Below are 22,646 nucleotides of genomic sequence, written 5' to 3'. Positions count from 1 at the left end.
AGCGCACTAAAATAGCTCTATGTCAGGGTCTTGGTTATTTGCCGGCTCAATGTCTTCAACTTTATGGCGTAAACTCTGTAAAAACTCACTGCGGCTTTGTGTTACTTGCTCAAACTGATATTTTATAAACGCTAAATCGCTATTGGCAGACACCAGTAACTGCATAGTATGTTCGAGCTGCGATATACATGAATCAATATCGGCGGGGTTTAAATTATTCTTTTGAAGCTCAATAGCTGTATTTAATGCCTCTAGTTGTGTACAAAACTGCTCTGCTACAGTACTTTGCGTGATATTTTGAGCATTAAACTGGCTTATTATATCTTCCAGTGCCGTGCTAATTTGTTCAGCTTGCTGGTAATTTTTTTCGTTTCTTTCCATAGTAACGACCTTTTCATTGGTAACCTCTAAAATATGAGGAAACAAATCTTTATAACGCCCATATTTTTCGCTGTCATCGACGGGCATATTTTTAACCAGCAACGATAGTTTTGGGTAATTAATAATAGTGCTCTCGCCTATATCAACAAACCGCTGTGCATCTTTGTGTTGCGCCAATAACTCCTGCACTAGTGGACATACACCACCTTGTAAGCTGTAAAATTCACTTTTATGTTGATACCAAAATACAACCACTACATCCAAATTAAGAGGAGTAAAAAACCCTAAGAAGAACTCACTCAACGTTTGTAAGCTGTTGGCATGATAACTTTGTCCAACGTAGCGCATAATTCGACCCATATCTCCCGACTCGGTCATCGCCATTGCAGCCGTTTTATTGGCTTTATTTATGTCGCTTTCGAGTTTGACGCATTGTTGGCGATACGCATAAAGTATTTTAATACGTGCCATTAGCTCTTCTGCGTTAAACGGTTTCATTATGTAGTCAGACGCACCAACGCTGTAGCCTTTTACTCGGTCGATAAGCGCTTCTTTTGATGACAAAAACATAACCGGAATATCTTTTGTATCGGCATTTTGTTTTATTTCTTGGCAGACTTGGTAACCCGACTTACCCGGCATTTCTATGTCGAGAAGGATAATATCGGGTTTATGTTCGTTTATTAACCTTAGCCCCTCTTCGCCCTCTTTAGCATGAAGAAGTTTACAAAACCCAGCTAGAGATTCTTCAATAATAAGGTGGGTTAATTTATCGTCATCAATGGTAAGTACTAACTTTTCCATACACAAATCCGTTTAGTTGAGCATGCTTAGAGCATAGTACGGCGTGCTGAAATTACTAACGTTTATAGCCTATTATCTAAAAACAATAAAAAAGCGCCTAAAAGGCGCTTTTGTTAAATTTAATAAACGACATATTTTTAAGCTGCGATGCCGCTGTGGCGGAGTAACGCATCAACGCGTGGCTCGCGGCCTCGGAAGTTTTTAAATAATTCCATAGGCTCTTCACTGCCGCCTTTTTCTAGAATATGCTGCATGAAGGCTTGCCCTGTTTGTGGGTTAAAAATTCCTTCCTCCTCAAACTTAGCGTAAGCATCGGCCGATAATACTTCAGCCCATTTATACGAGTAATAACCGGCACTGTAGCCACCTGCAAAAATATGGCTAAACCCGTGCTGAAAACGGTTAAACTCAGGAGCGTGAACAACGGATGTACGACTGCGCACATCGTTTAATACCGCTTGGATCTGACACGGCTCGCCCGCGACATAATCGTTATGAATTTTAAAATCAAATAACGAAAACTCAATTTGACGCAGCATTTGCATGCCTGAGTTATAGTTTTTAGCGGCCAATAACTTATCAAGTAATTCTTTTGGTAATGGCTCACCGGTTTCAAAATGACCCGAAATAAAGCTCAGCGCTTCTTCCTCGTAACACCAGTTCTCTAAAAACTGACTTGGTAGCTCTACGGCATCCCATGCTACACCATTAATACCTGCTACGGGAGCAGCATCAACTTGAGTCAGCATATGGTGAATACCATGACCAAACTCATGGAATAAAGTCGTTACTTCATTATGGGTGAACAAAGCTGGTTTATCGCCTACCGCTTTATTAAAGTTACATACTAAGTAAGCTACAGGGGTTTGTAACTCGCCATTAGCGCGTACCTTACGACCCATGCAATCGTCCATCCACGCGCCACCGCGTTTGCGATCGCGTGCGTAAAGATCTAAGTAAAAACGTCCTCGTAGCGTGTTATTGCTATCAACAATTTCAAAAAAGCGTACATCTTTATGGTACGTATCAAAGTCGGTTACTTCATTAACACTAATGCCAAATAAACGGTTAACTGTTTCAAATAAGCCACTCAATACTTTATTAGCAGGAAAATAAGGACGTAGTACTTCATCAGAAATTGCATATTTTTCTTGTTTTAGTTTTTCGCCATAGTAGCCAAAGTCCCACGCTTCTAACTCTGTAATTCCGTGTTTTTGTGCTGCATACGCTTTGAGTTCTGCCACTTCTTGCTCTGCTTGCGGCTTAGATTTAGCGGCTAAATCTTCTAAGAACGAAAACACTTGCTCTGGTGTTTCAGCCATTTTTGTTGCTAATGATTTCTCAGCGTAGCTTTTAAACCCTAATAACTGCGCAAGCTCATGGCGAAGTGCAAGTTCTTCTTTCATAATGTCTGAGTTATCAAACTCACCCGCATTTGGGCCTTGATCAGATGCGCGTGTGCTAAATGCGGTGTAAGTTTCTTTACGAAGTTCACGATTATCAGCGTAAGTCATAATTGGCAAGTAAGATGGAAAATCAAGCGTAAATACCCAACCGTCCAGCTCTTTACTTTTGGCTGTGTCAGCAGCAAGCGCTAGTGCAGACTCGGGGAGTCCGGCTAAATCGGCTTCATCAGTAATGTGCTTGTGCCACGCTAAAGTCGCATCCATTACATTGTTACCAAACTTTGATGAAAGCTCAGATAAACGCGCACTAATTTCGCCGTAACGCTTTTGATCTTCGCTCGCTAATGCAATACCCGACAATTTAAAGTCACGCAAGGCGTTAGTAATTGATTTTTGTTGTGCTGTGGTGAGTGTTTTAAATTCGTCACTGTTGTACAAAGCATTATACGCTTCGTATAAACCTTGATGCTGACCGACAAACGTAGAGTACTCAGAAATAAGCGGTAAACACTGCTCGTATGCTTCACGCAGTTCGTCGTTATTCATAACAGAATTTAAATGAGAAACAGGCGAAAATAGTCGCGATAGTTTATCGTCGGCCTCTTCAAGTGGTAACACTAAGTCATCCCACGTGTATGACTTTTTCGCGAGTACGTCATCGATGGCTTTTCGACAATTTGCTATTCCGTCTTTAAGTGCCGGTACTACAAATTCAGGCTTAATTTTAGAAAATGGTGGTAAGCCTTCAAGGCCAATTAGTGGGTTGCTCATAAATACTCTCTTTGCGTTAATGCATTTCATTTTTAGATTGGGTCTAAAAGTTAAAAAACAACATACTTTTTATTAATCTAGCTATTCAAAAGCCATTAATAACTACTTTTAGGCTCGGTAATAATGAAATGCCTACAGGTAATGCAATCTAAAGCGAGCCCGGTTACGTACTGCAGATATTCTGTTTGGTACTGACTTAACGTATCGCTTTATATCGATAAGGCTGTAAATTTGAATGTTTTTTTACTCAACATAGGTCATCTAAACACTCTTTATTTTTAAAACTTAATGTTATGCTTATGCGCATAAAACTCAACGCCTAAGGACTTAAAATGACACAACACTTTGATTACATTGCAATTGGCGGTGGCAGCGGTGGTATTGCTTCTGCAAACAGAGCTGCAATGCGCGGTGCTAAAGTGGCACTTATTGAAGCAAAACACATGGGTGGTACCTGTGTAAACGTAGGCTGTGTGCCTAAAAAGGTTATGTGGCACGGCGCACAAGTAGCCGAAGCAATTAACTTATATGCACCCGATTACGGTTTTAACGTTGAGGTAAAAGACTTTAATTGGAGTAAGCTAGTAGAAAGTCGTGAAGCCTATATTGGCCGAATTCATAAAGGGTACGACAACGGTTTAGCAAGTAATGGCGTTACCGTTATTAAAGGCTTTGCTACCTTTATTGACAGCAAAACAGTAGAAGTAAATGGTGAACACTACACCGCCGATCATATTTTAGTGGCTGTAGGCGGGCGCCCTACTATTCCAAACATTCCGGGCGCTGAGCATGGTATTGATTCAAATGGCTTTTTTGAACTTAATGAACAACCTAAACGCGTAGCTGTAATCGGTGCAGGTTACATTGCCGTAGAAATTGCAGGTGTATTACATAGTTTAGGCACAGAAACACATTTATTCGTGCGTAAAAGTAAGCCTCTGCGTACATTTGACCCTTATATTATCGACACGCTCGTCGATATTATGGCTAAAGAAGGCCCGACTCTTCATACTGAATGCTCCCCTAAAGAAGTAATCAAAGAAAGTGACGGCAGTTTAACTATTCATTTTGAAAACGGTTACAGCCAAAATGTTGATCAGGTTATTTGGGCAATTGGCCGCACACCTACAACAGACAGGATAAATCTTGCGGCAGCCGGTGTAGAAGTAAATGAAAGCGGTTATGTAAAAGTAGATGAATACCAAAATACGACTGCTAAAAACGTTTATGCAGTGGGTGATATTATTGAAGGCGGTATTGAGCTTACTCCTGTGGCAGTTAAAGCAGGCCGCACGTTATCAGAACGCTTATTTAATAAAGCACTCCCTGATGATTTAAAAATGGATTACAGCCTAGTACCAACAGTCGTATTTAGTCATCCGCCTATCGGCACTATTGGTTTAACCGAGCAAGAAGCGATTTCTCAGTACGGCGCAGAAAACGTAAAAGTGTATAAATCAAGCTTTGCAGCTATGTACACAGCGGTAACTCAGCACCGCCAAGCATGCAACATGATGCTAGTTTGTGCAGGAGAAGACGAAAAAGTAGTTGGCTTACATGGCCTTGGTTTTGCCGTTGATGAAATGATTCAGGGTTTTGCCGTAGCAATGAAAATGGGCGCAACTAAAGCTGACTTTGACGCTGTTGTTGCACTGCACCCAACAGGATCTGAAGAGTTTGTTACTATGCGCTAAGTTATTTAAGCTAAACTCTGGATAATAAATCACTTAATCAGAGTTCAGGTTATTTACTAATTTAACAACTTTAAGCCCCTTACACATACGTGCAAAGGGGCTTTTTATTAAGGTTAAATTTGCTTATTAGCTAAATAACTCAATATACTAGCGTGTGTTTATCAACATACCTACAACTGGATATTATGATTACTGATATATTGCTACACCCGTTTCTTGTTTCAATTGTTATGCTTAGTTTTGCACTAGGATTAAAAGTACTTGTTGATAAATTAGCGAGAAACCGCGCAGAAAAAAAAGACAAAGATATTCGCTACATTGCACATAACATTAAGCATTTTATTAATTTTGTGTTGGTGCTGTCGCTGTTGTTTGTGTGGTCGACTGAAATTCAAAATTTTGCGTTATCTATTGCGGCCTTTGCGGTTGCCATTGTTTTAGCTACGCGCGAGTTTATTCAATGCGTTATTGGCTTTTTTTACTTAGTCACCACACGCCCATTTAGAGTCGGCGACTGGGTGCAAGTCGGTGAATATTATGGTGAAGTAGCAGAAACAGACTGGATAAAAACAACCATGCATGAAATCGACATGCATACTTATCAGTTTTCTAGAAAAACGATTTACATACCTAATAACAAACTCATCACCAGCCCAATTAAAAATCTAAATTATGTAAAACGCTTTGCAACACATAGCTTTTCTATTGTTCGAAAAGAGAGCTTTAACCCTTACCCAATTTACGACACGCTCTCGGTAAAAGCTAAAATGTACTGTGAAGAGTTTGAAGAGCTCGCCACTCGCTATAACTCGATTATTGAGCGAAAACTAGATGCAAAAATATCGGGCCCAGCACCAGAAATACATTTTGGAACAACCGAATTGGGTGAGTTTAGAGCCCGCTTTACGCTATTTTGCCCAACCGAGCAGGCACTGGACATAGAGCATAAGCTCACTGAGTGTTTTATGGCGCTGTGGTATGAAGAAGAAATGAAGCATAAAATTGCATTAAGCGAAGTACATAACCAAGTAACTAGCTGATAGAGCGACTAGGCGCGAACGGTTTCGCGCCTAAATTTTAGCGTTTAGACCTTTAAGCTGTTCCACCTACCGTTAGCTGATCAATTTTAAGGCTAGGTTGCCCTACGCCAACAGGAACACTTTGCCCATCTTTACCACACACACCAACGCCTTTATCAAGTGCTAAGTCGTTACCTACCATTGAAATGTGCTGCATTACTTCAGGGCCATTACCAATAAGCGTTGCGCCTTTGATTGGCTGTGTAATTTTACCATTTTCGATTAAGTAGGCTTCTGATGCACTAAAAACAAATTTACCCGAGGTAATATCAACCTGCCCGCCACCAAAGTTAGATGCAAACACGCCTTTTTTAACGCTACTGATAATATCGGCTTGGCTATGCTCGCCACCCAACATATAGGTATTTGTCATGCGTGGCATAGGTAAATGCGCATACGACTCACGACGCGCATTACCGGTTGGGTTAACCCCCATTAAACGTGCGTTTAGCTTATCCTGCATGTAGCCTTTTAAAATACCGTTTTCGATAAGCACGTTATATGCAGCAGGAGTGCCTTCATCATCTACGTTTAGAGAGCCGCGACGATCAGCCATGGTGCCATCGTCAACGACGGTACATAACTCAGAAGCCACTTTTTGCCCTACTTTGCCGCTAAACGCTGATGCGCCTTTACGATTAAAATCGCCTTCAAGGCCATGGCCTACCGCTTCATGTAAAAGTACACCTGGCCAACCATTTCCTAATACCACTTCCATAGTGCCAGCTGGCGCGTCAATGGCTTCTAGGTTGACTTTAGCTTGGCGTACAGCTTCTTGTGCAAACTCCATCCAACGTGGTTTACCATTTACTAGCTCTTTAAAATAGCCGTAATCTAAACGAGCACCGCCACCTGCGCCACCGCGCTCACGACGGCCGTTTTTTTCAAGCAATACTGAACAGTTTAAACGAATAAGCGGGCGAATATCGGTAGCAAATGTACCGTCACTGGCTGCAATTAATACTTCTTCGTATACTGCTGACATAGAACTAATTACTTGCTCTGCATCGGGTGCCAATTCTCGAATGTAGTTTTCAAGCTCGCGTAATAAACTAACTTTATCGCTATCGCTCATACTTGAAATTGGCTGATGCGGTGCAAATTGCACTTTTGCCGATACATCGCTAAATACTTTAATGGCTTTATCTTCGCCTGCATCGGCAATACTGCGAGCTGCTGTAGCCGCTTTGTTAAGCGCTTCTAAGTTGATAGCATCTGAATATGAAAAGCCTGTTTTTTCGCCGCTGACTGCACGTACGCCAACGCCGCGCTCAACATTGTATGAGCCCTCTTTTACCAAGCCATCTTCAAGTACCCACGACTCGTGATGACTCGATTGAAAGTATAAATCGGCGTAATCTACTTTGTGCTGATGTATGTAGGCGAGCGTTTTTTCGAGCTCTTCTCTATTTAGTTGGCTGTCGTGTAATAAATGCTGTTCAACCGAATTCATAATAAATGCTCTCTAAATCGTTGATGAGACTGCACTGGCATATCTCGTCTAATTTTTTGTAACGGCTCTAAATCAGCGTTAGCGCTAATAAGACCTGTACCGCTGGGTAAATTACTTAAAGTATTACCCCAGGGTGAAATAATAATACTGTGACCATATGTTTGGCGGCCATTTTCATGTGTGCCGTATTGGGCTGCAGCAACCACATAACATTGGGTTTCTATCGCTCGCGCCGCTAATAATGGTTGCCAGTGTGCTTGACCAGTCACCATTGTAAATGCACTTGGCACTAAAATAACTTCAGCACCTTTACGTGCAAGCGCATTAAATAAGGCACTAAAACGCAGATCATAACACACTGTTAGACCTAGTTTACCAAAGGGAGATTCAACCACAACCACATCACTTCCTGCTTGGGTAAAATCAGATTCGCGGTAACTCCCTGTTTTATCATCAACGTTTACATCAAATAAATGTATTTTATTATACGTTGCGATGCACTCACCTTGGTTATTATATAAATGTGAGGCGGCATAATATTTAGTATTATTGTATGGTTCAGGTATTGTGCCTGCGTTTAACCAAATATTATGGTGTTTACATAATTGGCTTATTTGACGTTTGTATTGCTCAATGTGTTTAGCTGTTGAGAGCGTATCGTGACCGCTTTTGCTAAACACTAAAAAGGCCTCAGGGAGACATACAAGCAACGGCCGTGTTGCGGGAAGTGTGTTTAATGCTTTTTTAAGTTCTGCAATATTGTCGTCAGCATTTAAACCAGAACACATTTGTAAAGCAAATATATTGTGGTTATTAGGGTTCGCTAAATTAGTCATTAGTTGCGGTTACTTCAGCATCTTTAAGTTTTAAATCGACTGAGGCTTGGGGCTGGTTTTGCGCTGCTTGTGGTAATGTAACTTCGCGGCTTTTACGATCGAGCTCCTGAACAACAGGCTCACTCATGGTGCCAGTCACTTTAAAGTTAATTTCAGAAATTACACGCGCAGAGTGTATTACTTTATCTAGTGCCAATGCTGCTAGCCCTGTTACTGGGTTTACCATCCACGCTACAATAACGGGAATACTTGAGGTGACCTGCGGTGCAACAGCGAGATCGTAGTTGATATCAAGCGTATTTAAATTTGCGTAGCCTTTAATGGTTAAATCAGCCGGAACGCCATCCATCTTAGTGTCTTTTGTATAAGCAATACCGTTCTCTAATTGCATAGAACCTTGCATGCTGTTGTAGAAAAACCCTTTTGAAAATACATCTCTAAAATCAAGTTTTAGTTTTCGCACCAACGAATCTAAGCTCAACAACGAAAAAACCCGTGCGCCACCATCACTAATTTCTGTCAGATGCCCTTCTGCTAAATCCCAATCAATTTCACCACTGAGGCTCGGGACATCAAATGAGTAAGGTGCGGCTTGCCAAGCAAGATTGTAATTTATAGTGGCCTTAGAGCCCTTAATAGCCGTGGTAATATCAAACTCATCAAACAACGCGCCTATATCATCACTTTTAACTTCACCGCTTAACTGTGTGGAGCCATCTTTCCATTGCCCTTTTGTTCGCAAAATATGATCGCCTTTATCAACAACCAACTCAGAAATAACCAAACGTTTACCGTCGCCAAGTAAAGACGCGCTTACTTTGTCTAACTGATAGTTGGTAATTTTACAATCTGCACATTCAAACTCTATAGCAGGTAAGTTCGTCAGCCACGTTAAATCGGTGTCAGGGTCTGCTTTTGCAGCCTCAGTGATGGGCGCTTCAATTTGCTCTGCAAAATTCACGCGTAAATAATCAGCGTTAAATCGAATAGGCTGGCTGCGCTGCGAGGTAGGAATAAATACACCTGCACGTAACTCTTTGGCGTTTAATTTTAAATACACATTGCTTTGCTCAGGGGCTAGGCGCATTTCAAAATCATTAAACACCATACTACTAATATCGAGCATGCCAATATTTGCGACAATCTCGTTAAGCGGTGGCATGATACCTTGTGATTCTGGGTCATCCTCGTTTTGGGCCGCACTAATGATTTGATCAATAAGATCAACCCAAGGTACAAGTTCGGTTTGCTCTAGGTTTATTGAAACGCTTAAGTCTTGTGAATTTAGCCCTAAATCTTGCTTACCTATAACAAAATGCGCATTACTAAATTGCGATTTTCCATTTTCTAATATTGCATTAAAATAAAACTGCTTATTTATCTGTGCAGTTATAAGGTTTGAAATGTCATCGCCTTGAACAACCGCATCAAGAACCCACGGTTGTGCCTCGGCTTTTTTGTATGGTGTTGGCAATTTACTTGTTAACCCAACAAGGTCAGATTTAACCTGTGCACGATAATTAAACCCTTGCTCGGTAAAATTAAGCACTAGTCCAATATCAACTGCACTTTGTCCTTCTAGTGATCCTTTTAAAATACCTTGCCCGCTATCAATTAAGGTATTGGCATCAAGTTGTGCATTAATATCTATGTTTGCTTTGTAGTCACTCGCTTCACTTTGGCTGTTGTAATTAATTGCCAGCGGCATCCCAAGCCATGTAGCGGTGGCATTTTTAAGTTCGATATTATCGTTTTTAAAGTTAAGCACGCCAGTTAAGTTATTTAACGCAATACCGGGTGTGGCAATAAATACGGGTAAATCATCTAGCTTGACAGTGCCGCTAACACTGGCACCACCTTCAAACTTTGAACCTACCAGTAACTCAATGCTGGCATCTGCTTCACCTTGGCCTTGTATTACCTCAAAAATATCAGCTAGCGGGCTCGCAATCGGCGTGGCTTTAAAAAAGGTGTATAGGTTTTCCATCGGTGCTTTTTTATCTATTTGCACCACCAGCTCATCGGCATTCATTAAATCGTTAATGCTAACTTTAACGCTATTACCCACATCTAAATTAACCAAAGAGCCTTGTTGGCTGTAAATGTCCATGCGTTCATTAGCAAAATGTAGTTTTACCTTTGCATCAGTTACTGCTGGCCACTGCGGGTCGAACTGATAGGTGGCATTGTCAATTTGAGCAAGTACATCAAATTGCCCTGAGCCATCTTTAAATGGAAATCCTGATAACGGCCCTGCAAATAGAACCTGCGCTTTTGATATTTCACCGCCTTTTATAGCCCCGTTTAGGTAGCTAACTAATTCTGGGCTCATCGCTTTTAACGGAAAATAATGACCGGCAATACTGGCATCCTCTGCAAATGCCTCTGCGTATAAATCAAGACGCGGTGCATCACCAAAGCTCAGTTGCATCTCTGCGGCTAGCGTTATCTCATTGTTATCAAACCAAATATTATCACTGCTAATACGCCAGTTATTATTTTGCTTTGCGAGGTCTAATTCTATATTGAGCTGGTTATAATTAATGTTGTCACTAAAACTATCGCCAGTTATTAAAGTGCCGTTTTCTCCAAATAAGCTGATACGGCCTTTATCTTGGTTTAATAAACCGCTTACGCGTAAACCTTGCGCAGCTGGCACTGAATTAAGCTCTTGCCAGCCTATGTTATTAGCGTTAAACCATACTTGCCACTGCTGGTTACTCTCGTAATTAACGTACGCCTGCTGTATTTGGCCACTTGGTTTGCGTTTTAAAAACGCGTCGAGAGAGTCAAAATTTGTCAGCGCTGCCAAGTTAGCCAGTAGCGCTATATCTATTTGATTTAACCAAATTTGATTATTTTCACCAAGTTGAGCCTCAAACTCTAAGCTTGGCCATGTTGTATTATTGTTATTAAACGCTAAACCAGTGCTTTTTAAAAACCAATTACCTTGCTCGGGATAAAGATGAAAGCCACCTTCACTTAAACTAACTTGCTGGCTTTGAGATTCATTAAACCAAGTAACAGAACTAGGTAGCCACTGCATTTTTATATCGTCAATTAGGCCTTTTTCAATTTTTAGCCAAGCTTGTAAATTGATATCGCTGGTTAATTGTTGTTTTTCAGTATTTATATATTGCGCCAACCAATTAGACACATCCACCTTATTGGCTTGGACATACATATTGCCAGCAACTTCTTCTAAGCTTTCACCTTTGAGAGCAATGCGTGCATCAAAGGTGCCTACTGTGATACCAGGTAAAGCTAATGTTCCGCTACCTAAATGTTGAGACTCTTCATTTTGCCAAATGATATTTTCAAGCAGGAGTTTTCGCTCTTTGTTATCGTCTAAAACAAAATTAATACTGGAGTTTTCTATTGCAAAATGACCGGTATTACCTAAAAACAGCCCTTCTATAAGCTCTTTTTGCTCAAACGAAACATCATCTTGATTACCGCTCTCAAACAGGTCTGCCACGTTTACCGTGGTATGAAAGCCATTTATAACAAAGTAGTTAGACTTTAACTGCAGGGTTTTAATGCTTTCCCATAAATTAAGCTCTAAGCTAGTTTTTGCAATAGTGAGGGAAATTGGCGCAGTTTCGTTGTCTTTAAACGATAGCTCTTCAAGCACGAGGGCAGGACCATTTCCCTGCCAGCTTGCTGAAATAGCGCCAATAGATAAACTAATAGCAAACTTTTCGTCTAGGTAGGTTTCTATATCGCCTTTGTAATCATTTGCGTAAGGGAGTGTGTACTTTAATATTGAAACAATAACGGCCAGTAATACTAAAATTATGGCACAGGTTTGCCATAACTTTCTAAAACAAAAAAAACAGACCGCTTTTGCATTCATTACATCATTACCACATCAAACTGTTCTTGGCTGTATAAGCTTTCTGTTTGTATGTGTACTTGCTTACCTATAAATAGTTCAAGCTCCGCCAAGTTGTGGTATTCATCATTAAGTAAGGCTTCACTTACTGCTGGGGCTGCATAAACCATAAATTTATCGGCTGCGTAGGCGCGGTTTACGCGAACAATTTCACGTAATATTTCGTAGCATACCGTTTCGACTGTTTTTTGTGAGCCACGGCCTGAACATGCTGGGCATACATCACATAAAATATGCTCTAAGCTTTCGCGGGTGCGTTTTCGGGTCATTTCAACTAGCCCAAGTGCCGACAAACCATTGATATTTGTTTTAGTGCGATCTTTAGCTAACGCAGATTCTAACGAATGTAATACACGGCTTTTATGCTCTTCGCTGACCATATCGATAAAGTCGATAATAATTATTCCACCTAAATTACGAAGTCTTAACTGGCGCGCAATGGCCGACGTTGCCTCGACATTAGTGTTAAAAATAGTCTCTTCTAAATTACGATGGCCGACAAACGCACCGGTGTTTACGTCAACCGTAGTCATCGCTTCTGTTTGATCAATAATGATGTACCCGCCTGACTTTAACGTGACTTTGCGATGCAACGCTTTTTGCACTTCGTTTTCTACATCAAATAAATCGAATATAGGTCGCTCACCCGGGTAGTACTCGAGTACCTGTGAAAGTTGCGGCACAAATTCTTCGGTAAATATTTTTAGCTCTTGGTAGGTAAGCTTTGAGTCAACACGAATACGCTCCATATCTTCACCTACGTAATCACGCAGTGTTCTAAAGGCAAGCGTTAGGTCTTCATGTAATATGGTTGCTTTACTGGTTTTTTTACGGCGTGCGGTTATTTTTTCCCATAATTTTCTTAAAAAACCAGCATCGTGCCTTAACTCTGCTTCGCTTGCACCTTCAGCCGCGGTACGTACTATAAAACTGCCATTTTCATCGCCATATTCGGCAACAATTTTTTTAAGGCGTGATCGCTCTTCTTCAGTTTCTATCCGTTGGCTTACACCAACATGCGTTGCGTCTGGCATAAATACTAAGTAGCGAGATGGAATAGTGATGTCGGTAGTGAGTCTCGCGCCTTTTGTGCCTAATGGATCTTTAACCACTTGCACCATAATGTATTGACCTTGGCGCACTAACTCTCGTATATCTTGCACTTTTTTTATTGGTACATCGTCAACACCTTCAACAATGGAGGCACTGTTTACTATGTCAGATGCATGTAAAAATGCGGCTTTCTCTAAGCCAATATCAACAAAAGCGGCCTGCATTCCAGGTAAAACGCGGCTTATTTTTCCTAGATAGATATTGCCAACAATGCCTAGGTTACCAATTCGTTCTAACTGAATCTCTTGCAGCACACCGTTTTCGATTAGGGCAACACGACTTTCACTCGGTGTTACGTTGATCAGTAATTCTGTACTCATGCTACCCTCTTAGAAGTGCGTGTAATAATTGTTCAGTCTCATATAAAGGTAAACCGACAACACTAAAATAGCTACCCGCAATATGTGTAACAAAGCGACCACCTAGCCCCTGAATACCATAACCACCGGCTTTATCTTGCGGCTCACCACTTTGCCAGTAGGCTTTAATCTCTTCATCGCTCAGTTTTTTAAATGTCACATCGGTACTGATAACTTGGCTAAGCACTTTATCTTCAGTCGCAAAAGCAATAGCGGTTAGTACCTGGTGAGTGTTTCCAGACAAGCGTTTAAGTGTATGCGTAAAATCGGCTTCATCGCGTGGTTTACACAACGATTCATTATCAATAACAACGACTGTGTCACTACCTAGTACTGGCCGGTCTGTGTAACCAAGCTTGACACCTGAGCAAGCTTTTAGCCTCGCTAAGCGCTCTACATAGGCATGAGGAAGTTCATTAGGGAGTTGGCTCTCGTCTGCATCAACACTAAATTGCGAAAATTCGATACCAAGTTGAGCCAATAGCTCTTTACGACGAGGAGAAGCTGATGCCAGATATACGGCAGTATTCATTATCTGATCCTAAAATGTCTGCGGTATTTACGAAGTAATAAAAACACCCAAAACCAACTAATCATGCCAGTAAATACCGGCCATAAGTATTGTGGGTTAAAGTAAACACCAAGCAAAAAATGGTTTAGCCAAAACTGCATTAAATGATACAGCGTTAAAAACAAACCAATTAACAAACTTTGCTGCCAAAGCGAGAAGTTACGAATTTTTTGAAAGTTACTTGCGGTAATAAATATACATACCGAAAATGTCAGCGAGTTAACACCTAAAGGTGAGCCTGACGCTAAATCAATGAGTAAACCTACGACCCAAGCAGTACCAATATTTAACCGATGTGGCACCGCCAATGACCAATACATAAGTACTAATAAGACCCAATCCGGTCTAAATGGTTCAAACGAAAATGGCAGCGGCATTAGCGCCATAATTAAAGCAAAAAATATGCTCAGCGCAATTAACAATGAATAACGGTTAATCATCGTTTATTTGCTCCTGCTGGCTGCGCCATAGAATTACAAGTAAGCGAATACGGTCAAGCAACGCAATAGGCTCTGCATATACTTGTGCAAATGGACGACCTTCATCTCGGTTAATTTCTGTCACAATGGCGACAGGATACCCCTCAGGAAATGTGCCCCCAAGCCCTGAAGTCACCAATACATCACCAATACGCACATCTAAGCTGTGTGGAACATGCGAAAGCTTAACCACATTAATTTTACCAATGCCTTCAACTACGGTTCGTACGTCATTTCTAAGTATACGCACAGGTGTTGCGTGAGTTGTATCGGTCATCAATAATACGCGCGACGTAGTGGAACCTACTTTAGTAAGCTGCCCTACCACCCCCATTTCGTCTATTACCGCTTGCCCTTCACTTATACCGTCTGTAGTACCACGGTTAATAACGACTTGATGGCTATATGGGTTTGAGTGAACCGATAATACTTGTGCAATAATTTTACGATTAGATTGTTTTGCTGACGAGCCTAGTAATGCACGTAACTTTTGGTTTTCTCTGGCTAAAAATTGGTACTGTTGCAGCTGCTCACTTTGTAGCATTTGCTTTTTTTTCAGTGCTTCGTTTTCAGTAAGGAGTTGGTCTCGCGTGTGTAAGCTTTTAGCACCAATGCTAAATAACTCATAAGGTAAGTTGGCAACATAAATAAGCGGGCTAACCAGTGTATTTAAACTGGTGCGCACAACGGTTCCACCTTCTGTGTACCTATCTCCAGCTATGAGTACGATACTCAAAAGCACTGCGACAAAAAGTCGCAGTTGCAAAGAGACAGTGCGCCCAAACATTAATTTCATTAGTCGTAACTAAAAACGTCACCACCGTGAACATCAATCATTTCTAATGCTTTACCGCCGCCACGTGCTACACACGTTAATGGATCGTCAGCAACAACAACAGGAATGCCTGTTTCTTCCATTAATAAGCGATCTAAATCTTTTAATAGTGCACCACCGCCAGTCAGTACCATACCGTGCGCAGAAATATCTGATGCAAGCTCTGGTGGCGATTGCTCAAGGGCAACCATTACTGCACTTACAATACCCATTAGAGGCTCTTGAAGCGCTTCTAAGATTTCATGTGAGTTAAGCGTAAATGAACGTGGAACACCTTCAGCTAAGTTACGGCCACGTACTTCGATTTCAATTGGCTCATCCGTTTTAAACGCAGAACCAATTTGGTGCTTAATGTTTTCAGCGGTTGCTTCACCAATTAAACTACCAAAGTTACGGCGTACATAGTTAATAATAGCTTCGTCAAATTTATCGCCACCAATACGTACTGATGATGAGTAAACAACACCATTTAGTGAAATAATAGCAACTTCAGTTGTACCACCACCAATATCAACAACCATAGATCCTGTTGCTTCTGATACCGGTAAACCCGCACCAATTGCCGCAGCCATTGGTTCTTCAATTAGGTAAACTTCTCGGGCGCCAGCGCCCATTGCAGATTCACGAATTGCGCGTTTTTCTACTTGCGTTGCACCACATGGTACACAAATTAGTACGCGCGGACTTGGGCGCATAAAGTTATTGTTATGCACTTGCTTGATGAAGTGTTGTAACATTTTTTCTGTTACATAAAAGTCAGCAATTACACCGTCTTTCATTGGGCGGATTGCTTTAATATTACCCGGCGTACGACCTAGCATCTGTTTTGCTTCAGTACCTACCGATGCAACACTTTTAGGTCCACCAGCACGCTCTTGACGGATAGCAACTACTGAAGGCTCGTTTAGAACAATACCTTCTTCTTTTACATAAATTAGGGTATTGGCTGTACCCAAGTCGATCGACAGATCGTTAGAAAAAATACCACGGAGTTTTTTAAACATGAGGCTGGATGACCTTTGAAATACGTTCTTATATTAGCTGCCTCACTTTAACATGCTCATTTTGATGAGCAATATAAAGTGCAGCGCCTTTGTGAATTTGTTAAAAAAGGAAGCAAAGCTTCCTTATAATTTTATCTCTCGCGAACTAAGCGAAAACCAATGTAGTTTGATCTAAAATCAGCCGCTAAAATTAATCGTGTTGATACACGTGCAAGGCTTGGTGCAAAGTTCCATGCCCCGCCTCTTACTGCCACATCCGATTCACCTGATTTTTTACCGGTCCATTCCCATACGTTACCTACCGTATCGTAAAGTCCAAACGCATTTGGAGAAAAAGACCCAACCGGTGCTGCGCGCTTGTTTGACCATTCACTACCACACCAACCACAGTTAGCTAAGTTTTTACCAATTTCGTTACCCCAAGGGTACTCAGTTTCTGTACCTGCACGAGCTGCATATTCCCACTCAACCTCGCTAGGTAAACGAAACTGCTGCCCTGTCTGGCCAGATAACCAGTCAGCATATGCTTTTGCATCGTTATAAGTTAAACATACAGCCGGAAAGTCACTGCCCTGTTCAAAGCCAGGATTGCGCCAGTTTAAAGCCGCTTCCCATACTGGCTCGCCATTTAAATAATATGCGCAGCCTTTATTTATTTCTGCTTCTGTTTTATAAGCCGTATTAGCAACAAATTTTTCATAGTCGCCTACAGTCACTTCCTTGCTTTGCATAGCAAAAGAGTTAGCAATGGCTTTTTCAATAACGGGGCGCTCATTAGCTAATCCGTTACCATTGATATCACCCATTTTAAATTTGCCAGCAGGAATAACCACAACAGGTGTTTCTACATTTGCGTTTAAAACGTTAACATTTTCGCTTACTCTGCGTGTTTGTGTCTCTGGTTGCTCGCGAGTATAGGTCGGTGCAGCAATCGACTTAGGCTTTTTTACTAAGTTAGCATTAATTGTTTGCGCTTTATTTAGGTTTACACGTGCTTGGTAAGGCTTGTAACCTAATTTACGAATTTCAATTTCATGCACACCTTTTGGTAAACGCGTAATTAAACGAGTAGAACCAAAGCTTACACCGTTAATGAATACTTCATCATCGTATACATTAGAGCGAAGTGTTAACTCTACCGACTGATCTTTTTTTTGTTCAACAACCGTGTAATCAGGCTTAGACTGAACTGGCTGCTTAACAGAATAATCGCGTACAGGCTTGTTGTTTAAACGCGATACCGAAACTGTATTGTTATTATCCGCGCTATTGCTGAATGTTAACTGACTATCTGAATAGGTAGTGCCATAAGTTGGCTGGTAAGCTGTATTTAGCGGTGAACCGTATTCTGAACAATAGCGGTTATCTATACTTAATAGGTTACATAAACGGCTGCTATTCACTTCGCCGCGCATTGAAACGCTTAAGTTAACGTTGTAATTACCTTGGCCGCTAAACGCACTATTAACCACATGGCTACTTAAAATTTGTACTTGCGCCCCTGCTAAATTGCGTTTTGGTTCAACTATGCGCTCTTCGGTTAAGTTTGCAAAAATTTGATCTACAAAGCGTTTGGTTGCTTTTTGTAAACCCATTTGCTGACCACGTTGCTCACAGGCTGCAAGTGTTTCGGTGCGCTTACAATTTATTGTATGGTTAACCTCAAGCGTACCTTCACGCGTAAACTCGTTACGCAAGCGCTCAACACGAGCTGTTGTTAACTGCTCTTTTAAACTTTCTAAGGTATTTAGTAAAGTGTGCTTAGCAACTCGTATTTGCTCAATATCTTTTCGGTGAGATGCAATTGCCGCCAACTGCATAGAGATATCATCTTTATTTTGCTTGTGATCAACTACCGCCTGTTGATAGCGAGATTGAGCACTTGTAATATTTATTGATGGATCATCAATTAAACGGCGATACATTTCGTTCATCGCGTCGAGCGCTTGGTTTTTTTCTTTATCTAGCTCAGTTGAACGAGAACGAAGTAGCTCTAATTGATTTTGTAACTGACTTTCTTCTTTTAAATGTTTATCAAGTATTCTTGTCGAGTTATCGTATTCTGTCTGTTTAACACTAATCTCTGACTCAATTCCAGTTACGGTAGCTGTGTCTTGTGCAAATGCACTACTTGCTAACAAACTAGCTGTAATTAACAGAGATAAAGGAGTAATTCGCATATATTCCAGTCCCAAAAAGCGGCAATTATTTGGTCGTTATTATTTTTTTATAATTAAAGTCTTATGCTATGTACTTGCAGCGCAAAACACAAGCTTTGTTCAATTATTATCTTAGTTTACAACTATTCGCCCGTTTCACGCTAGTAAATAACCTGATCATTTACTCTAAAGCCAATAAATTGTGAAAAATTACTTAAATTTCAATTAAATTCATAAACTTAAAGTTAACAGTGAAACTGTTTTATTTTAGGTTATTGATCACCGTTAAGTGTCACTTTGTATTAAAGCTAGCGTATTGGCGTTATTTAACCGTTAACCATTAAAAATTACGTTATCAAATAAACTAACAAACTTATAAGCACTTATTTTTTGTACTAACACTCAGACGTAAATACGCTTAAAACAGGCGCAGTAATTACATTTCGTTTAGTGTTGTTTTTGGCTTCAACATATTCAATACGGCAATTATCCACTGCAGAATAACTGTTGGGATAAATAATAGCTTTTGCAACTTGTGGGTTGCTAGTAATATTAAATTCCCCAGTATTATCACTCGCAAACTTAGTATCTAAAAATGCCTTAAAAGCGGCCTCGGTTGCAGCAGGGTAGCCGTAAACAATATCAACCATGTTTCCTGAATCAAGCTCGATACTAGCATTAGCTTTATTATGCACACTTTTTACAATGGCTTTTCCATGTACAACGCTTATTTCAGCTTGAATTGATACTTGCAGTGTTTCAAGAATGGATGCGTGTGCCTCACCTTGAAGGTTTAAAAAGCGCGGGGCAAAATAAACAGCTAACGCACCAAAAGTGACAATAACAATTATTAGCTGCAGTAACGAAAAGCCAACCTGTTTTTTTATAAGTATTGTTTCTTGAAATTGCTTCTTCATAACTAAACTCCCTTTACAATTGGTTAACTTTAAAACATGTTTACCAATCTAGCTACTCAAAATTTAATCAACGCACTGTTACACACAACAATCCGTCGTAATTTTGGATAGCCCCTTTTGTTTATAAGCTATAAAATTGGTCATGTATTTTATTAATCCTTTTAATTGAGAAAAAATGCCTGCATCTTTTAAAATAAATGAAACCACTATTACGCAAACAATTGATGACCCGTGGTTAAAAAGTAAAGGCATTGAGTTACTAGTAAAACGAGATGATTTGCTTCACCCTCTAATAAATGGGAATAAGTGGCGCAAACTAAAATATAATTTATTACAAATGCAGTCGCAGAATAAAACTGAGCTACTTACTTTTGGTGGGGCGTTTTCAAACCACATACATGCATGCGCCGCAGCTGGAAAAATCTTTGGTTTAAAAACACATGGGATTATTCGCGGGCCTAACTTAGATCTAAGCAACCCAACAATTCAATTTGCACAGCAGTGTGGCATGCAGCTTCATGTTGTTAATCGCATTGAATATAAGTTACGAAACGATTCACAATACCTTGCTGAGCTTCAAGAGAAGTTTCCAGATGCGTATATTCTTGCCGAAGGCGGGACAAATACCTACGCAGTACCTGGTTGTGCAGAGCTTGCACAAAGTTTACCAGAACACGATTACCTAATTTGCCCCACTGGAAGCGGAGGGACATTATCAGGGTTAATTGAGGGGAGTAATACAGCAACACAAATAATAGGAATTGCAGTTTTAAAGCAAGCGCAATATTTAATAGATGAAGTCCGGGAGCTAAGCTGCAAAGCAAAGTCACAAACTAACTGGCAATTACTTTGCGACTTTCATGGAGGTGGTTACGGTAAATTTACCCCTGAGTTATGGGCGTTTTGCCAACATATGGATATTATACATAATTTACCATTAGAGCCTATTTATAGTGGTAAAATGATGTACGCAATATGGAAACTAATAGAGCAAGATTATTTTCCTTCTGGCAGTAAAATAATTGCGATTCATACCGGTGGCTTGCAGGGGTTAGAGGGTCTTAAATACAGACAACTTATTTAGGCATACTTTTTTTCGGTTAAGTCCCACTGCATAAGGCGTTAATTTACAAAGCTTAAATATTTTAATGAAAAACAGCCTGAGTTAGCTCTTGTAAAGGCTCCGAAAAATAAAAACCCTGTGCGCCAGCAACGCCCAATTTAGTTAACATAATGAGCTCTTTTTGAGTCTCAACGCCTACGGCATAAACAGGAAGGTTTAACATTTTACCTGCATCAACAATCTCTTTAATACATTTTTGATTATGCGATTTTTCATTAACTAAGTGAACGAGTTCATAGCTTAGCTTTAAGCCTATTACCTCTTCACAGTGAATAAGCAAAGGAATGTTTTCACTCGTTTTCACATTATCAATAATAATATTAGATCTGTGTTTTTTTATTATATTTAACGTATTTGCTAACGCATTTTTGTTGTTGCAAAAGAAAGACTCACTCACTTCAAACTGTAATTGACAGCTTAGATTAAGCTTATCCATTTGCATGGTTAACCAGCTCCAAAACTTATCGTTAAGCCAGTTTTTAGGATGCATATTAATACTTACGCTCAAAGGCGACTTCTCTGCCATTACAAGTGTTAGTATTTGCGACAATACCGCCTTATCTAGAATTAACGCGTCATCTTTACTCTCAACTTGGTTAATAAAATACTGAGCAGCTAGTAATCCATGCATGTCGTGTCTTACTCTAATTAACGCCTCATGCTGGATAATATCACCACTAATCAGATCGAAAACAGGCTGAAAAGACAGCATAAATTTATTTTTCTTAATATTGTTTATAACCTGCTCATTACAAAATAACACTTCTTGGCTTTTGCTCAGCGCCAACCGGTGACGGTGTAATAACATACTATTTTTTGAAAGCGTTAGGGCCGACTGCGCTATTTGCAAAACCTTTGATTGATCTGCTCCTAGACGAAAATTACACGCACCCAATTTAACATGCTTACGAGTCGTATTTTTTTGATGGCTTTGGCACACATTAAAAATTATTTTATGCAAACGCTCCGTGTACCGATCAAGCTCTGCAATAGGTACGTTGTAAAGCATAATGGTTAGCTTGTCTGGATTAATAAGTTTCACAGCTACTTTTTTTATCTCTGGAATACCTTTTAGAATAAAAACTTTAAAACTAGTTTCTAAGTCGGTATTTTTGTCAAACTTACACTCCCAACTGACCAAAACAAACAAACTATGATACTGTTCAGCGGCAGCATATAGTGAGGCTAACTCCTCACTTTCAACATTTTTAACCACATTTAAATTGGAAATACTACTAGTCAATTTTGTCGTCTTGTGATGACGACTTCGGTGTTTTAATTGTCTAAAGTTAGCAGCGCTTCCCCAACGGTATAATGAAATAGCGGCACCCACTATCACCAGGTTAAGTAAAATAAATAAGTAGCTTTCCATTATCCACACAGGTGAATGGTAAAGGCCTAAGTTCAATGTTTTATATGAAAACACCTCAAGCTGCGGCTTTATAATGTTTTTAAAGTGGAGGGAAGACGACTCAGGTGCAAGCATAAAGCCATTGCTTTGTGCTAAAACAGACAGTGTTTTTTGATTCAAAGGGGCATTTAATTGTAACTCATAAACTTGCTTTGTGAGCTGCTGGCCAGCGCTATGTACTTTTAAATGTAACGCATTGCTTAAAATGAGGTTAAAGCCAATAAGCGATACAACAAGCATGACCAAACAAATCGGCTTAAAATATCTTAATAACCAATACTGTCCCTTAGACATAACTCACCCACACGTAATATTAGTCACTAAAGTGTTGTTCAAAAAAGCCATAAGCACAAGGT

16 protein-coding genes are annotated in these 22,646 nt (G+C 40.2%); 3 read left to right on the top strand and 13 right to left on the bottom strand.

Translation table 11 applies throughout. The features are described 5' to 3' along the window. Window positions 1-6: 6 nt before the first annotated feature. Together MTP24_RS02005 and prlC are read right to left on the bottom strand one after the other, a co-directional pair. On the bottom strand, window positions 7-1,185 hold the full coding sequence (locus MTP24_RS02005; protein ID WP_243532539.1) for a response regulator: 1,179 nt from the start codon (window positions 1,183-1,185) through the stop codon (window positions 7-9). 137 nt (window positions 1,186-1,322) lie between these two features. Beyond that, the gene (gene prlC, locus MTP24_RS02000) at window positions 1,323-3,362 is read right to left on the bottom strand and encodes an oligopeptidase A (RefSeq protein ID WP_243532538.1); all 2,040 of its coding nucleotides are present in this window, start codon (window positions 3,360-3,362) and stop codon (window positions 1,323-1,325) included. Window positions 3,363-3,694: 332 nt separating this feature from the next. Between prlC and gorA the strand changes: the two genes are divergently transcribed. Both gorA and MTP24_RS01990 read left to right on the top strand, forming a co-directional pair. After that, the gene (gene gorA, locus MTP24_RS01995) at window positions 3,695-5,056 is read left to right on the top strand and encodes a glutathione-disulfide reductase (RefSeq protein WP_203985935.1); all 1,362 of its coding nucleotides are present in this window, start codon (window positions 3,695-3,697) and stop codon (window positions 5,054-5,056) included. Window positions 5,057-5,241: 185 nt separating this feature from the next. Continuing rightward, complete coding sequence (locus MTP24_RS01990; protein WP_243532537.1) at window positions 5,242-6,096, top strand: mechanosensitive ion channel family protein; 855 nt, start codon at window positions 5,242-5,244, stop codon at window positions 6,094-6,096. A gap of 52 nt (window positions 6,097-6,148) precedes the next feature. Here the strand turns inward: MTP24_RS01990 and tldD are convergent, their stop codons facing one another. The 10 genes from tldD to MTP24_RS01940 all read right to left on the bottom strand — a co-directional run bounded on the left by tldD (window position 6,149) and on the right by MTP24_RS01940 (window position 19,756). Then, on the bottom strand, window positions 6,149-7,588 hold the full coding sequence (tldD, locus tag MTP24_RS01985; protein ID WP_243532536.1) for a metalloprotease TldD: 1,440 nt from the start codon (window positions 7,586-7,588) through the stop codon (window positions 6,149-6,151). Then, the gene (locus MTP24_RS01980; protein WP_243532535.1) at window positions 7,585-8,424 is read right to left on the bottom strand and encodes a carbon-nitrogen hydrolase family protein; all 840 of its coding nucleotides are present in this window, start codon (window positions 8,422-8,424) and stop codon (window positions 7,585-7,587) included. Before MTP24_RS01980 ends, tldD begins: the two co-directional genes overlap by 4 nt. After that, on the bottom strand, window positions 8,417-12,280 hold the full coding sequence (locus MTP24_RS01975; RefSeq protein WP_243532533.1) for a YhdP family protein: 3,864 nt from the start codon (window positions 12,278-12,280) through the stop codon (window positions 8,417-8,419). The genes MTP24_RS01980 and MTP24_RS01975 overlap by 8 nt, the downstream gene beginning before the upstream one ends. Further along, window positions 12,280-13,752, bottom strand: a complete 1,473-nt coding sequence (rng, locus tag MTP24_RS01970) for a ribonuclease G (RefSeq protein WP_006793125.1) — start codon at window positions 13,750-13,752, stop codon at window positions 12,280-12,282. The genes MTP24_RS01975 and rng overlap by 1 nt, the downstream gene beginning before the upstream one ends. A gap of 1 nt (window position 13,753) precedes the next feature. After that, window positions 13,754-14,323 (bottom strand): Maf family protein, encoded by a 570-nt coding sequence (locus MTP24_RS01965; RefSeq protein WP_138741069.1) that lies wholly within the window; start codon window positions 14,321-14,323, stop codon window positions 13,754-13,756. After that, the gene (mreD, locus tag MTP24_RS01960; RefSeq protein WP_006793123.1) at window positions 14,323-14,802 is read right to left on the bottom strand and encodes a rod shape-determining protein MreD; all 480 of its coding nucleotides are present in this window, start codon (window positions 14,800-14,802) and stop codon (window positions 14,323-14,325) included. The genes MTP24_RS01965 and mreD overlap by 1 nt, the downstream gene beginning before the upstream one ends. After that, the gene (gene mreC / locus MTP24_RS01955; protein ID WP_006793122.1) at window positions 14,795-15,637 is read right to left on the bottom strand and encodes a rod shape-determining protein MreC; all 843 of its coding nucleotides are present in this window, start codon (window positions 15,635-15,637) and stop codon (window positions 14,795-14,797) included. The genes mreD and mreC overlap by 8 nt, the downstream gene beginning before the upstream one ends. Next, a complete protein-coding gene (locus MTP24_RS01950) occupies window positions 15,637-16,680 on the bottom strand; it encodes a rod shape-determining protein (RefSeq protein ID WP_002958401.1) in 1,044 nt (347 codons plus the stop codon). Before MTP24_RS01950 ends, mreC begins: the two co-directional genes overlap by 1 nt. 131 nt (window positions 16,681-16,811) lie before the next feature. Further along, window positions 16,812-18,860 carry a formylglycine-generating enzyme family protein gene (locus MTP24_RS01945; protein ID WP_243532531.1) on the bottom strand — a complete coding sequence of 683 codons (2,049 nt, stop codon included), beginning with the start codon at window positions 18,858-18,860 and terminating at the stop codon, window positions 16,812-16,814. A 374-nt stretch (window positions 18,861-19,234) separates the two neighbouring features. Continuing rightward, a complete protein-coding gene (locus MTP24_RS01940; protein ID WP_243532529.1) occupies window positions 19,235-19,756 on the bottom strand; it encodes a type II secretion system protein in 522 nt (173 codons plus the stop codon). Between the two features lie 175 nt (window positions 19,757-19,931). Here MTP24_RS01940 and MTP24_RS01935 point away from each other — a divergent pair, with 175 nt between their 5' ends. Beyond that, window positions 19,932-20,840, top strand: a complete 909-nt coding sequence (locus tag MTP24_RS01935; RefSeq protein WP_243532527.1) for a pyridoxal-phosphate dependent enzyme — start codon at window positions 19,932-19,934, stop codon at window positions 20,838-20,840. A 61-nt stretch (window positions 20,841-20,901) separates the two neighbouring features. Here the strand turns inward: MTP24_RS01935 and MTP24_RS01930 are convergent, their stop codons facing one another. Then, a complete protein-coding gene (locus MTP24_RS01930; RefSeq protein ID WP_243532525.1) occupies window positions 20,902-22,584 on the bottom strand; it encodes an EAL domain-containing protein in 1,683 nt (560 codons plus the stop codon). Between the last annotated feature and the right edge of the window lie 62 nt (window positions 22,585-22,646).

Source organism: Pseudoalteromonas sp. APM04, from assembly GCF_022809815.1.
In the GTDB taxonomy this organism is placed as follows: Bacteria; Pseudomonadota; Gammaproteobacteria; order Enterobacterales; family Alteromonadaceae; genus Pseudoalteromonas; species Pseudoalteromonas marina.
Note: the sequence above shows the minus strand (reverse complement) of the source record. Positions and strands in the feature narration are given on the sequence as shown.

Coding starts and splice junctions, on each gene's coding strand:
- MTP24_RS01990 (WP_243532537.1), top strand. CDS start 5,242: ATGATTACTGATATATTGCTACACCCGTTTCTTGTTTCAATTGTTATG.
- MTP24_RS01945 (WP_243532531.1), bottom strand. CDS start 18,860: ATGCGAATTACTCCTTTATCTCTGTTAATTACAGCTAGTTTGTTAGCA.
- MTP24_RS02005 (WP_243532539.1), bottom strand. CDS start 1,185: ATGGAAAAGTTAGTACTTACCATTGATGACGATAAATTAACCCACCTT.
- rng (WP_006793125.1), bottom strand. CDS start 13,752: ATGAGTACAGAATTACTGATCAACGTAACACCGAGTGAAAGTCGTGTT.
- MTP24_RS01950 (WP_002958401.1), bottom strand. CDS start 16,680: ATGTTTAAAAAACTCCGTGGTATTTTTTCTAACGATCTGTCGATCGAC.
- prlC (WP_243532538.1), bottom strand. CDS start 3,362: ATGAGCAACCCACTAATTGGCCTTGAAGGCTTACCACCATTTTCTAAA.
- mreD (WP_006793123.1), bottom strand. CDS start 14,802: ATGATTAACCGTTATTCATTGTTAATTGCGCTGAGCATATTTTTTGCT.
- MTP24_RS01935 (WP_243532527.1), top strand. CDS start 19,932: ATGCCTGCATCTTTTAAAATAAATGAAACCACTATTACGCAAACAATT.
- MTP24_RS01940 (WP_243532529.1), bottom strand. CDS start 19,756: ATGAAGAAGCAATTTCAAGAAACAATACTTATAAAAAAACAGGTTGGC.
- gorA (WP_203985935.1), top strand. CDS start 3,695: ATGACACAACACTTTGATTACATTGCAATTGGCGGTGGCAGCGGTGGT.
- tldD (WP_243532536.1), bottom strand. CDS start 7,588: ATGAATTCGGTTGAACAGCATTTATTACACGACAGCCAACTAAATAGA.
- MTP24_RS01930 (WP_243532525.1), bottom strand. CDS start 22,584: ATGTCTAAGGGACAGTATTGGTTATTAAGATATTTTAAGCCGATTTGT.
- mreC (WP_006793122.1), bottom strand. CDS start 15,637: ATGAAATTAATGTTTGGGCGCACTGTCTCTTTGCAACTGCGACTTTTT.
- MTP24_RS01965 (WP_138741069.1), bottom strand. CDS start 14,323: ATGAATACTGCCGTATATCTGGCATCAGCTTCTCCTCGTCGTAAAGAG.
- MTP24_RS01980 (WP_243532535.1), bottom strand. CDS start 8,424: ATGACTAATTTAGCGAACCCTAATAACCACAATATATTTGCTTTACAA.
- MTP24_RS01975 (WP_243532533.1), bottom strand. CDS start 12,280: ATGAATGCAAAAGCGGTCTGTTTTTTTTGTTTTAGAAAGTTATGGCAA.